Source organism: Nitrospira sp. (genome assembly GCA_024760525.1).
Classification (GTDB): Bacteria; Nitrospirota; Nitrospiria; order Nitrospirales; family Nitrospiraceae; genus Nitrospira_D.
This window is the reverse complement of sequence record CP060499.1, coordinates 191761-205580: the sequence shown is the minus strand read 5'-3', so window position 1 is coordinate 205580 and position 13820 is coordinate 191761. Positions and strand designations below refer to the sequence as shown.

Below are 13820 nucleotides of genomic sequence, written 5' to 3'. Positions count from 1 at the left end.
ATCCGCCAGCTCACCAGGGTCTCAACGTACCTTGAATCCGAATCCATTTAGAGTGACGCGATTCACCACAGCCAAGAACCTACTCTGCCGCAAAACGCGACAACGTCTCGCAGCATCTCAGCACCGCCTTCATTGATAACTCCTCGGAAGATGAACGACTCTTCTTCCGTCTCGCCGTTTTCCACAGGCACATCCAATGCAGATCTAATACCCGAAACGATGTTCTCCACGATGGCCGCCATCGAGAAAAGGAACCCGCATGCGGATCTTATGTGCGGTCGATGGGTCCGAGCACTCACACTGGGGGATCCAAGCGCTCGAGGCCTTTGTCAGCTGTACGCCTGAACAGGTCACGTTGCTCCATGTCGTCGACAAACCCGCACTTCACGCGCTCACCGGACGGAACGCTCTCGGCGAGCGCCGTGCACTGGCCGCCATGGAAAAGGCCGGTGGCATGCTTCTTCGGCAAGCGGAACAATCAGCCCGGTTGGCTCTTGGCCAGGCCAAAACGGCCTCCCGCACCGAACTCCAGACCATCTTGGCCCATGGCCCCCTCGCAACCACGATCGTCAGACAAGCGCGACGCATGAAAGCGGGTCTGATCATCATGGGATCGCGCGGTCTGAACGACATTCAAGGATTCTTGCTGGGGAGCGTCTCTCGGCAAGTGGCATCGGCTGCTGCTTGTTCGGTTCTCGTCGTGAAACAGCCTATCCCCACACTGCTCCGCGTTGCCCTCGCGGTCGATGACTCCAAACCCTCGCGGGCAGCGGCCAAGTTTCTTCGATCCCGCATTCTTCCCGAATCCGCCATCGTCACGATCCTGACTTCAGTTGAAAGTCCCGTTACGGACTTCGCCGCAGAGTACTTATCCGAGTCGCAATTGGCCGAGTTGACCAAACCGGTCATAGACCGGGCAACCGCGTTCGTCAACAGCATGCGGGACGACTTCATCCAAGACGGCTTTCTGGTGGAGACGCAGGTCCGGATGAACCACGTCATCGAGACCATCGTCACCCACGTCGAAGCCAAGCGCGATGAGATACTGGTGATAGGGGCTCGCAATTTGACCAGGAGTGAACGGCTGCATCTCGGTAGCGTCTCCGAGAGCCTGCTCAGACACGCACCCTGTTCGGTCCTCATCGTACGAGGCGTCGGTGCGTGACTTCACCTATCACGGGATTCACCGGCTTCCGATCGACGATGTGCTGAAGCAGTTGGAGGTCGGCAGAGGCGGGCTATCCCCCGCTGAAGCTCAACGGCGTCTCGCTGAATTCGGACCGAATATTCTCATCGCGCCGGATCGCCACTCGCTCATTCGAGGGCTCGTCCGCCATTTCACCCACTTTCTGGCGATCCTCCTGTGGATTGCCGCCGGTCTGTCCTTTGGGGCGGAATTCATGAAGCCGGGCGAAGGCATGGCGACGTTGGGATGGGCCATTCTCGGTGTCATCATCATCAACGCGGGCTTCGCCTTTTTCCAGGAATATAAGGCCGAACGAGCCGTGCAGGCCCTCCACCGGTTGTTGCCGGACAAGGCTTGGGTGATGCGCGGCGGACAGTCCGTCGAGATCACGCGGCACAGCATTGTGCCCGGTGATGTGTTGATTCTCGAAGAAGGCGAGCGCGTGCCGGCGGATGCGCGTCTGATCGAAGTCACAGGCATGCGGGTGGACAACGCCGCGCTGACGGGCGAGTCCAAACCCAAACGCCGGATCGCAGAAGCCACACCGGATGGGCAGTGGCTCGATCTGCCGAACCTCGTCTTCGCCGGGACCACGATCCTCTCAGGACACGGACAGGCCGTGGTATTTGCCACGAGCATGCATTCAGAGTTCGGCAAAATCGCCGCCCTCACCACCACGGTCGAAACCGGACTCAGCCCCCTTCAGAAAGAGATCATTACGGTCACCCGCATCGTCGGCGTCATTTCCTTGGCCATGGGAGCCACCTTCTTCGTGATCGGTGTCTCAACCGGACTCGGTTACTGGATCAGCGCGATCTTCGGCATCGGCATCATCGTGGCTAACGTGCCCGAAGGACTCCTCCCGACCGTCACACTCGCACTCGCCATGAGCAGCCTACGCATGGCAAAGCGCAACGCACTGATCAAGCACCTGCCCTCCGTTGAAACCCTCGGCTGCACCTCCGTGATTTGCACGGACAAGACCGGCACCTTGACGGAGAACCGCATGAAAGTGGATCGATTCTATGCCGACGGACTCGTGATCGAATCGCGAGAGAGTTGTTTCTTCACCAGGGGGCGTTTGGTCAGCACCGCCGACGCGGAGCGATGGCGCCCCTTCTTCGATGCGCTTCTCCATTGCCACAATGCGAAGCGCGTCCGCGCCTCGGACGGACGTTTCGTGATCACCGGCGATCCCACGGAAGCGGCCTTATTGGAATTCGCCATCGAGCATGGGCTGGGCCACCAAGCTCCCCTACGACGCATGGGAGAACTCGCCTTCGACGCCGATCGGAAGCGGATGAGCACACTCCATTGGGCGGAAGGACGACTCATTGCATTTACCAAAGGCGCTCCGGAATCGGTCGTACCTCTCTGCGCCAGCCTGCAAGTGCATGGCAATGCCGTTATGATGACCGGCGACGAGCGCACGCGTATCTTGAGCCAGAGCCGGTCCTTTGCCGAGCAAGCCTACCGCGTGCTCGCCGTCGCCATGCGCGAGATCGCCCATCAGCCTGAGCATATTGAAGTGGAGACGGTTGAAGCGGACCTGACGTTCCTCGGGCTAGTGGCCATGATGGACCCACCGCACCGAGAAGTGCCTGAGGCGATCGCGCAATGCCGCAGAGCCGGCGTTCGTGTCGTCATGGTGACCGGCGACCATCCACTCACGGCATTGGCGGTTGCCCGTAAGATCGGCCTCGTGCCGGAACAGGCTGCGGCGGCATTGAGTGGATTTGTCCCGGTCATCGAAGGATCGCAGCTCGACAACACGGACGACGAGCAGCTCCGTCAGCTGCTGACACCGTCGCGTCCCGACGAGCCGGACCCGGTTTTTGCTCGGATGGCCCCACGGCATAAGATGAGAGTCGTGTCCACGCTGAAGGAGATGGGGCAAGTGGTCGCGGTCACCGGCGACGGAGTCAACGACGCACCGGCGCTCAAGAAAGCCGACATCGGCATCGCCATGGGCATCACCGGCACGGATGTCGCCAAAGAAACCGCCGACATGATCCTGCTCGATGACAATTTCGCAACGATCGTGAGCGCGATCGAAGAAGGCCGCACCGTCTATGACAACATTCGCAAATTCTCTTCCTATATACTCGCGAGCAACGTCCCGGAGTTGGTCCCATTTCTTGGCTATGGGTTCGTCGGCATGCCGCTGGCACTGACGATTCCTCAAGTCCTGGCAGTCGACCTCGGAACCGACATGATCCCCGCCCTTGGGCTCGGGACTGAGCGGCCCCATGCCGATGTCATGGACCTTCCACCACGCTCACGCAGCGAACGACTGTTGAGTCTTAGGCTTCTACTGAGGGCCTATCTCTTCCTCGGCCTCATCGAGGCCGTCATCGCGATGGGAGGGTTCTTTCTCTACCTCTTCAGTCAGGGCTGGACTTGGGGCGAACACCTGGAGTGGTCCTCACCCTTATACAAACAAGCGACAACCGTCACCTTTGCCGGAATTGTCCTGGCGCAGGTCGCCAATGTCTTGGCGTGCCGATCGGATCATCTCTCGGTGGCCCGGCTCGGATGGTTCAGCAATCCCCTCATTCTGTGGGGAATCCTCGTGGAGATTACCATCCTCATCATCATTACCTATACACCGATCGGCAACGCGATCTTCGGAACCAGCCCCGTGCCTGTCTGGATCTTCGGGCCACTCGCACTCGGGGCTCTCGTACTCCTGCTCGCTGAAGAGGGCCGAAAAATCATTGTGAGCCGGCACCATCGCGAATGAGAACTGGAATGACCCAGGCACGAACCCATTATGACCGCTGATCCCCAAGAACCCACTCGCCAGGTTCCTGTCAATGAAGTCGTTTCCCCCCACACCGCTCCTCCATCAACACATCGGCGTGCCGAGTCATTGCCTGAGCTGAGACTACCGGCCGCAATTACTCCGTTCTCCGCGCGACCGAAGCGATCTCGTCTGCCCTGGCTGATCGGCATCACGTTGATCATGCTCATTGGCGGAGGGGGAATCCGGTTGTGGTGGACATGGGGAACTCCTCCGATCCAGTACAAGACAGCCCTGGTCGATCGAGGACCGATCACTGCGATTGTGACCGCGACCGGTACGATCAACCCGGTCGTCTCCGTACAGGTCGGCAGTCAAGTGTCCGGCAAAGAGTCGCAACTCTTCGCTGATTTCAACTCCCAGGTCTCGAAAGGACAGATCCTGGCGCAGATCGATCAAAAGCCGTTCAAGGCCCGCCTGAGTCAAGCGCGCGCCGCGGTGAAAAGCGCCAGGGGCAACCTCGCCAAAGCCAACGTGGTGGCGATACAGCGCAAGCGGGAATTCGATCGCATGGCAGCGCTGCGTCCGCAGGCGTTCGTCTCCCAAGCGGACGTGGATCTCGCTGAAACCAACTACCGGGACGCGGCGGCCAACGTCGACGTCTTGCAGGCCCAGCTCGATCAGGTTCAGGCGGCATTAGCCTCGGCGGAGCTGGACCTCGGCTACACCACCATCTATTCGCCGGTGAACGGCATTGTGGTGTCGCGCAACGTGGACGTGGGCCAAACCTTAGCTGCCGCGTTCCAGACACCCATCCTCTTCGTGATCGCCCAAGACCTGACCCAGATGCAGGTGAATGCGAGCGTCAGTGAATCGGACATCGGCGGCGTGACTGAAGGCAAGCCGGCCAACTTCCGGGTGGACGCATATCCCAAACGGTTCTTCGAAGGAATCGTCACGCAAGTGAGAAATGCGCCCATCAGCGTTCAAAACGTGGTCACCTACGATGTCGTGATCACGGTGGCCAACCCGGAGCTGAAACTCAAGCCCGGCATGACGGCAAACGTCACGATCGTGACAGCCCAGAAAGAGAACCCCCTCCGTGTTCCGACAGGTGCACTACGGTTCAGGATGCCGAACGTTCCGATCGACAAGAAGGCCACCCGGGTGTGGGCGCTCGGCGGGGATAACCAGCCTCGCCAGGTGGACGTCACAACCGGCATTGCCGACTCGCTCTCCACTGAGATTACGGACGGTGTGCTGCACCAAGGAGACCGCGTGATCGTAGGCATTGAGACGGAAGAGGAGCAGGCCCAGAGAAAATTACCGCCGGGCTTCGAGCCGGGTCGGGGGATGAGATGAGGAACCGATGAGGCCGTCTGCGATTAAATGCATGGTCACAGCTGAAGACTGACTGCTGGAAGCTATACCCTATGCCCTTTCTCTGGCTCACCTTCCTTTCCGCCCTTCGGATTCTCCGCCGCAATCCGTTGCGAGCAGGCCTGACGATGCTCGGCATCATCATCGGTATCGGCGCCGTCGTTGCCATGGTCGGCCTCGGACAGGGCGCCACGGCCTCCGTGCAGGCTGAAATCTCGAGCCTGGGCACGAATGTGCTGATTATTGTCCCCGGAGCCACCACTGTCGGCGGCGTCCGTGGGGGGCTCGGCTCCATTTCGACGCTGACGGTCGACGATGCGGAGGACATAGAGAACAAAATCGTCGGTGTCACGACGGTCATGTACGGCACACGATCAGTTCTTCAAGTCATCCGGGAGAATAAGAACTGGAGCACGATCGTCTTCGGGACCACGCCGGTCTTCCCAGAAATTCGGAATTGGCCCATCGCCCAAGGACATTTTTTCACCCAGTCGGACCTCGATTCAGCCGGCAAAGTTGCCGTCTTGGGCAAAACCGTCGTGCAGAATCTGTTCGAACCGGGAGAAGACGTCGTCGGGAGTGAGATCCGCATCAGAAATGTTCCTCTCACAATCATCGGGGTCCTGGAGCCGAAAGGCCAATCTATCACGGGCCAAGATCAAGATGATTTCGTCGTGGTCCCGTTCTCTACGGCTGAACGCAAGGTCTTGGGAACGAAATTTCTAGGAACCGTCGGGATCATCCTCGTGGCAACTCACACCAGATACGAAATCCCCGCTGTTGCGGATGACATCAAGGACTTGTTGCGCGTGAAGCATCGACTGCACCAATCTGAAGAAGACGACTTTACGATTCGCACCATGGAGGATATCGCGAAGACCATCGCCGGCACCAGCCGGACCATGATGCTCATGTTGATGAGCATTGCCTCGATTTCGCTGATCGTCGGCGGGATCGGCATCATGAATATCCTGCTCGTCTCAGTGACGGAACGGACAAGGGAGATTGGGTTGCGAATGGCTGTCGGCGCAAAACGGACCCATATTCTATTACAGTTTCTCATTGAAGCGATCATCATGACCGCGATCGGGGGGATGCTCGGAGTAGGAATGGGAATCGGGATCGCCCGCTTGCTCACGGTCATCATCGGCTGGCCGACCATCATCAACGTTGAAGCGATAGTAGTCTCGTTTCTGTTCTCGCTGGTTGTCGGCCTGTTCTTCGGCCTCTATCCAGCGAACAAAGCCTCGAGAATGAACCCGATCGAAGCGCTGCACTATGAATAGTCGAGAACCGGCCTTCTGGAGTATGCCTGCGGATGAACTCCTCAGCCGACTCCAATCGACGCCTGAGGGGCTTCGTACCGAGGAGGCACAAGAGCGCCAATCACGATACCTGTCGTCCCGACTCAAACCACGTCGTGACGCTCACCCGCTGTCCATTCTTGGCGCGCAATTTCGCAGTCCGATCATCCTTATCCTGATTTTGGCCGCCCTGGTTTCGCTTTTTCTGTCCGATGCGACCGATGCCGCTATTATCTTGGCAATTATCCTGGTGAGCGCCTTGCTCGGGTTCTGGCAAGAGCACGGCGCCGTGAAAGCCGTGTCGACATTGCTCGCACTGGTTCATATCACCACTGAGGTGTGGCGAGACGGACGGAAGGTCGAGGTCCCGATCGACGACATCGTCCCCGGCGATGTCGTCGAACTCACAGCCGGGTCCAGCATTCCGGGAGACGGCTTGCTTCTTGAGGCCAAGGATCTCTTCGTCGATGAAGCGGCTTTGACGGGAGAAAGTTTTCCGACGGAAAAGCATGCCGGGATCTTGACCGAATCGGCCCCATTGGGGTCAAGGACCAACAGCATCTTCATGGGCAGCCATGTGGTGAGCGGACAGGCGAAGGCTGTGATCCTTCATATCGGCCGGGAGACGGAATTCGGCCGGCTGGCCCAACACCTCCAGTTTCGGCCTCCTGAGACCGAGTTTGAACGAGGGTTGAGGCGATTCGGCTATCTGTTGATGGAAGTAACCTTGTTGCTCGTGTTCGCCATCTTCGCCATCAACGTATACCTCCACAGACCGGCACTGGATTCGTTTTTGTTTTCCATGGCTCTCGCCGTAGGCCTCACTCCGCAACTTCTGCCGGCCATCATCAGCGTGAATCTTTCTCATGGAGCGAAACGTATGGCCCAGCGGAAGGTGATCGTCAAACGCCTCGCGTCCATCGAAAACTTCGGGAGCATGAACGTGCTCTGCTCGGACAAGACCGGCACGCTCACCGAAGGCATGATGCGACTACATGCGGCGCTCGATTTGGGAGGTCTCTCCAGCGAGCGCGTCCTCTTCCATGCCTCTCTCAACGCAATCTATGAGACCGGGTTCATCAATCCGCTGGATGAGGCACTTCGGACACAGTGCGTTGCTGATCTATCGGGATACCGGAAGCTGGACGAGGTACCGTACGACTTTCTCCGTAAACGACTGTCCATTCTGGTGGCCACACCCACGACCCACCTCCTGATTACGAAAGGCGCGGTGGAGCCGACGCTGACCGTCTGCACCAGTGCGGAATTGCCGGACGGAACGACGGTTTCCATGGACGGATGTCGCGAGAAGATCCGACAGCAGTTTCAGGACCTGAACCGACAAGGGCTCCGAACACTGGGCCTGGCGTATCGAGACTTGGGCGAAACGCCTCGTATCGACAAGACGCATGAAGCGGACATGACGTTCCTTGGGCTCTTGGTCTTCACGGATCCGGTCAGGCCTGACACGGCAGAAACGATCACAGCCTTACGGCATCTGGGCGTCGCACTGAAAGTCATCACGGGTGACCACCGGCTTGTCGCTTCTCATGTCAGCCAACAGGTGGGGATGGACCATCAGCGGCTCTTGACCGGACAGGACCTTCGTCAGATGACGGACCAAGCCCTGCTCCAACGGGTCAACGAGATCGATGTATTTGCAGAAGTGGAACCGAATCAGAAAGATCGGATCATTCTTGCGCTAAAGCGGGCGGGCAACGTGGTGGGCTATATCGGCGACGGCATCAACGACGCGCCGGCCTTGCATGCGGCAGATGTCGGCATCTCCGTCGAAAGCGCCGTCGATGTGGCGAAGGATGCCGCGGACATTGTCTTGTTGGAAACAAACCTGGCCGTGTTGGTGCAAGGAGTCCGTGAAGGACGGACGACCTTCGCCAACACGCTCAAGTATGTCTTCATGGCGACCAGCGCCAACTTCGGCAATATGTTCAGTATGGCCGGCGCCTCACTGTTCCTGCCGTTTCTCCCCCTGCTGCCGAAACAGATTCTCTTGACCAATTTGCTGACTGACATTCCCGAGATGACGATCGCCACCGACAGCGTCGACCATGAACTGATCGATCAGCCGAAACGCTGGGACATCGGCTTCATTCGCAAATTCATGCTGACGTTCGGGTTCGTCAGCTCAGTTTTCGACTATCTGACATTCGGGGCGCTGCTGTTCGTTCTACACGCGTCCCAGGACCAATTCAGGACCGGATGGTTCGTGGAGTCGGTCATCTCGGCATCGGCCATCGTGCTGGTGATTCGCACGAGACGACCCTTCCTCGCCAGCAGGCCGGGGAAGTATCTCGTGCTGGCCACTCTCGCGGTCGTCGGCACAACGCTGCTCCTTCCCTATGCGCCGGTCGCCGCACCACTCGGACTGACGCCGATGCCGCTGTCCTTTCTTCTACTCTTGGCAGCGATCCTCGTCAGCTATATTCTGACCGCTGAGTTGGTGAAGCGGCGCTTTTATTCGGGGGCTGAGGTTCGTTCTGAGGCAAGTCGCGTACAGGACAACGTCTCGTCTACATGGTGAGGACGACCTCTACCTCGCCGACTCGGCGGGCTACCCTCAAGGCCACTTCGTTTTCATGACGATCGAGCACGAGGTCAAGACGCGCGGCTCCGACCGAGAGGTTTCGAATCTCGACTCGCTCGAGGAACGGCGGGAGCGCGGGACGGACGAAACTCACGAGGCGGCGAGGGGCATCGATCCGTAAACCCAGACAGGCTTGAAGCAGCAGGAAGCCGGAACCGGCCGCCCAGGCCTGTGGGGCGCAGGCCGTCGGATAGAGTGTCGGACTTTCTCCGGGGCGCCGGGAGAATCCGCAAAACAATTCCGGCAGCCGATAGAGCTCAAGAAACAGACTGCTGTCGAAGAGCCCTGCCAAGACTTGCATGGCCCCTTGCTTATAGCCGTAGTTCGCCATACCGGCTGCAACGATGGCGTTGTCGTGAGGCCATACCGATCCGTTATGGTAGGACATGGGGTTATACCGAGCCTCCGAAGTCGCAATCGTCCGGATGCCCCATCCACTGAAAAAGTCCTCGCTCAATAGTGTGCGCGCGGTCCGCAGCCCTCGTTCCTGCCCGGCGATGCCGCCATACAGACAATGACCCGCGTTCGAGGAGCGCACACGACAGGGACGTCCTTTTCCGTCCAAGGCAAGCGCGTAGGAATTGATCTCCTCACACCAGAACGCTCGCTCGAACCGTTCTCGAAGTGATTCGGCCTCCTTCAGCAGACGATCGGCTTGATCGATATCGCCCAGAAGCCAGGCCAAGTCCGCCGCCGTTCGCTTCGCTTGATACACATAGGCCTGGACCTCGCACAACGCGATCGGCCCGTCCGCAGGCGTTCCGTCCGCGTGAAAGATGGCGTCATGGGAGTCTTTCCATCCTTGGTGCACCAGTCCATCGGCGGACCGCCGCGCATAGGTGGTAAAGCCCATACCGGTCGAGTCGCCGTGGCGATCGATCCACTGGAGCGCCCGCTGAATATGCGGCCAGAGCTTCGTGAGGAACCCGCGATCGCCGCTTCGCTCGTAGTACGCACCCGCCAGAACAATGAACAACGGCGTGGCATCGACGCTGCCGTAGTATCGGCCGAAGGGAATTTCTCCCAGCGCCGCCATCTCTCCTCGACGCGTCTCATGCAATATTTTTCCGACCTCGGCATCCTGTTCCGGCCGAACCTCCGTGGCCTGGGTCTCCGCCAGAAACCCCAGCACCCCTCGCGCGACAGCCGGATTCACCCAGAGCATCTGCAACGCCGTGATAATACCGTCCCGGCCGAACGGGACGCTGAACCAAGGCACTCCGGCATAGGGATAGAGCCCCTGTGGCGTCTTCGAGATCAACATATGAAGATCGGCAAGCGACCGGTTCAACCAGTGATTGAATTGCTCGTTCGCCGTATAAACATGAGCATCGCAGGCCTTCGCGTCCTGCAGAGCATGCTCTGTGTCATTGCATGCTCGGTTGTAGGAAAGAGAAACCCGGCTCCGGCGTTGCTTGATTTCGCAGGAAACGGCGATGTCCCATGTCATCCCGGCGTGCGGAGGAACGCGCGACTCAATACGGAATCCATCGGATGTCACCCGTTTCGGCGCGGGAGAACACCGGACATGGGTTCGACGGATGACCGCATCGAGTCCTTTGTACCCAAATACCAGTCCGGTCTTCGATCGAACCGTGTTGAGCTTTTCTCCGCGACGGAGCCGCTGCCGGCCTCTCGCCTCGAAGAGATCGGCGAAATCCGCATCCATGGTGATGGTGAGTAAGAGGGGAATTCGTGTGACCCCGTAGTTATGAACGTGGATGCGCTCATGACAGGTCCCTTGCCAGAGAAACCGGGTTCGGCACAGATGGAGGGTGCCGCGCGGCAGAGGCTTCTGCCCCTCTATCATCAGATCCGGATTGGTGAGATCGACCCGAAACAGTGCGTTGTCCTCCTTCACGGTTGCGCTGAGCAGCATCGGGCGCTGCGTCCCCATCGAGAGCTCAAATCGGGATAGGAAGCGTGTCCCCTCATGATAGAGACCCTGCGGACCAGGGAGCACTTGGTGAATATCGCCGTAGCGGTCAAACACCGCGAAGGTCTCGCCCTGCTTCAAGACTTCCGTGCGGCCCTCCGCAAACGAGGATGACGCGAGGATGTAATATTGATCGTTCCATCGAATAACATCGTTCATGAATGGTTCCCTTTACTATCCGGCGCTCGCTCGACTCATTCGCGTGGCAACCAGCGCCGTCACCATCAGAACAAGGCCGATCCCAAGCACACCGGTTTCAGGGCCTTGTTGTTCCATGATCCATCCGAACGCGGAGATCCCGCCGATAGCGGCGGTCATGGCACCGGTTCCATAAAGTCCCAAGACTCGCCCGACCATCTGACCCGGCGTCAGCTCCTGGATGATGCCCCAAGCAATCGGGGTAAAGGCACCCATTCCACAGCCGATCAGTCCCATGAGAAAGCCGGCGACATAGGGATCGAGCGTCAAGGTCAAGGCGCAGAGGGCGGCGCCGCTCAAGACACTCGTGCCCATAATCAGCCGCATGCGATCCTTGACTCTCCAGTCGGTCACCCAGAGCAGTCCGATCGACGTGAGCAACAATCCGACACCGAGCGCCGACCAGAGATATCCGACCTCGATCGGACCCAGCCCGAGCATTTTTCGCGCAAATACAGGGAACAGCGCGGTCAGCGCACTGGTGCCGAACGTGTAGAGAGCTGCGGTGCCGGTTAATAGCAACAGCTTTGGCTGGGTGACCACACTGTAGCGAAACCCCTCGACCAGATCCTGCAGCATTGTCGGCTTCGACGCAAGAGAAGGCGTACTTGTGACAGGGGTGCCGAAACGAACCAGCGCAAGGCACGCCGCCGAAATGATGTAGGTCGCGGCGTTGATGCATAAGACTTCTTGAGATCCATACGCGGCAATACCCAACCCGCTGAGCGCAGGACCGAACACAATGCCGAGACTCGTGGTGCCTTGGAGGAGGGCATTGGCCGCCGTGAATTGCTTCTTTGGGACGAACGCCGGCACCGCCGCGGTGAGGGCGGGTCCGAACACCGCCGTTGCAATCGCGTGCAACAGAACCAGCACATAGAGTACTGAGACCGTAAAGGATTCAACAGGAATGAGGCAAGGAATCAACCCGATCAGCAATGCGCGCAGCAAGTCGCTGCTGATCAGCAGGAGCTTTTTCGGAAGGCGATCGACATACACCCCGATGATCGGGCCCAGCACGATCGGAGGAATCGTCTGCAAAAGACCGATGATTGAAGTCTTGAGCGGGGATCCGGTAACGGCATAAACGAACCACAGAAGGGCCAGTTTGGAGATGCCGTCGCCGACTTGAGAGATGAGTTGTCCGGACCAGACAAGTCCGAAATCACGAGTCAGAAGCAGCGGACGATATTCGACCGAGGTGTGCTCTGATTTCTCCGCTGTCGTGGGAGAGCAGGACAAGGGGCCGGAGCGGCCCTGCATCAGCTCTCACCCTCCAGCCGAATCTTGTCGGTGTTGACCGCTCGAACTCCCGGAACCTGACGGGCAGCCTCAGCCGCCTCCAACGCAATAACTTGGAAGCGCACCGTCCCATTGAGCTGAACGACGCCCTCCTCCGTCTTCACCTCGAAGTTCGCAGCTTTCAACGTGGCACTTTTGGCGAAACGTTCTTTGACCATGGAGGTGAGGATTTCATCCTGCTTCTTCACCAACGCTTTCGCCAGGTCCTTCTCCAAAGAAAGCTTGTTGACGACAGCCTTGACGCCGTGAACCGTCTGTGCAACCTCCGTCGCAACGGCTTTCTCCTCTTCGCTGCAGATACGCCCTGTCAGGGTAATCGTTTGCTGATCGTCTTCCACTTCAATCTCGTAGCGGAACAGCCGTGAATCACCCATCAGAGCCAGTTTGACGGACAGGATCAGTGATCCCAGCGGCTTCTTGACGACGGGTTCTTTTTCCTTCGTCTCAGTGAGATCTTTCTCCTTGTCAGGCGGTGGATCGGCCTTCACGGCAGGAGCAGGTTGGGTTTGTGGCTTGGCTTCAGTAGGCTTGTGCGGAGCGGCTTGACTGTCGGCAGCGGCGGGAGGATGTGCCGGACGCGAAGCGGGTTTGTCCGGCGTCACCTCTTTATGATCCGTCGACGAATCACCCTTCGGAGTAGGTTGAGACTGCGCCTTGGGTTCCGTTGAAAGTTTGGGAGGAACGGGCTGACCGTCGGAGGTTGCCGGAGACTGTGGCGGTCGCGAAGCGGGTTTGTCCGACGTCACCTCTTTGTGATCGGCCGACGAATCACCTTTCGGAGGAGCAGGTTGAGATTGCGCCTTGGGTTCCGTTGATGGTTTGGAAGGAGCGGGCTGATTGTCGGAAGCCGCCGGAGCCTGTGGCGGACGCGAAGCGGGTTTATCCGGCGCACCCTCCTTTTCCTGAGATTCAGAGAACGCGGGGCACGCACCCATCGGTCCAATCAAGAACAGGCTCAGGCTCAGAATAATCACTGCTCGTGACGACTTGCTCATCGCACGGATCCTCCTTGCGAACCTCGTTCCTCAGAGTTTACTCAGGCATTGTAACTCGCCGTCTATCTTCTGTCATCCTCGCACGGCACGAGAGCCCCGGGGATGATCAGGGGCCTGCTCGGAATTCCTTGCCCCCGATGTTACTGGAGGTTCAGAAGTGTTTTTCGAACA

General features: G+C 58.8%; 8 protein-coding genes. 5 read left to right on the top strand and 3 right to left on the bottom strand.

The genetic code is table 11. The features are described from left to right. Positions 1 to 259: 259 nt before the first annotated feature. The 5 genes from H8K04_00890 (at position 260) to mgtA (ending at position 9155) form a co-directional block, all read left to right on the top strand. A complete protein-coding gene (locus H8K04_00890) occupies positions 260 to 1165 on the top strand; it encodes a universal stress protein (protein UVT16157.1) in 906 nt (301 codons plus the stop codon). Between the two features lie 16 nt (positions 1166 to 1181). Then, entirely contained in the window at positions 1182 to 3929 is a 2748-nt protein-coding gene (locus H8K04_00885) for a cation-transporting P-type ATPase (protein UVT17819.1), read from the top strand. A gap of 30 nt (positions 3930 to 3959) precedes the next feature. Then, the gene (locus tag H8K04_00880) at positions 3960 to 5291 is read left to right on the top strand and encodes an efflux RND transporter periplasmic adaptor subunit (GenBank protein UVT16156.1); all 1332 of its coding nucleotides are present in this window, start codon (positions 3960 to 3962) and stop codon (positions 5289 to 5291) included. A gap of 71 nt (positions 5292 to 5362) precedes the next feature. Continuing rightward, positions 5363 to 6595, top strand: a complete 1233-nt coding sequence (locus tag H8K04_00875; GenBank protein ID UVT16155.1) for an ABC transporter permease — start codon at positions 5363 to 5365, stop codon at positions 6593 to 6595. Beyond that, on the top strand, positions 6588 to 9155 hold the full coding sequence (mgtA, locus tag H8K04_00870; protein ID UVT16154.1) for a magnesium-translocating P-type ATPase: 2568 nt from the start codon (positions 6588 to 6590) through the stop codon (positions 9153 to 9155). The genes H8K04_00875 and mgtA overlap by 8 nt, the downstream gene beginning before the upstream one ends. On the opposite strand, the gene H8K04_00865 is transcribed toward mgtA, so the two are convergent. From H8K04_00865 to H8K04_00855, 3 genes are read right to left on the bottom strand one after another with little or no spacing between them, the layout of a single operon-like run. Next, the gene (locus H8K04_00865) at positions 9145 to 11313 is read right to left on the bottom strand and encodes an amylo-alpha-1,6-glucosidase (GenBank protein UVT16153.1); all 2169 of its coding nucleotides are present in this window, start codon (positions 11311 to 11313) and stop codon (positions 9145 to 9147) included. The genes mgtA and H8K04_00865 overlap by 11 nt on opposite strands. Before the next feature lie 15 nt (positions 11314 to 11328). After that, positions 11329 to 12615, bottom strand: coding sequence for an MFS transporter (locus H8K04_00860; GenBank protein UVT16152.1), 1287 nt, complete (start codon positions 12613 to 12615; stop codon positions 11329 to 11331). After that, positions 12615 to 13649, bottom strand: a complete 1035-nt coding sequence (locus tag H8K04_00855) for a BON domain-containing protein (GenBank protein ID UVT16151.1) — start codon at positions 13647 to 13649, stop codon at positions 12615 to 12617. The genes H8K04_00860 and H8K04_00855 overlap by 1 nt, the downstream gene beginning before the upstream one ends. Positions 13650 to 13820 lie beyond the last annotated feature (171 nt).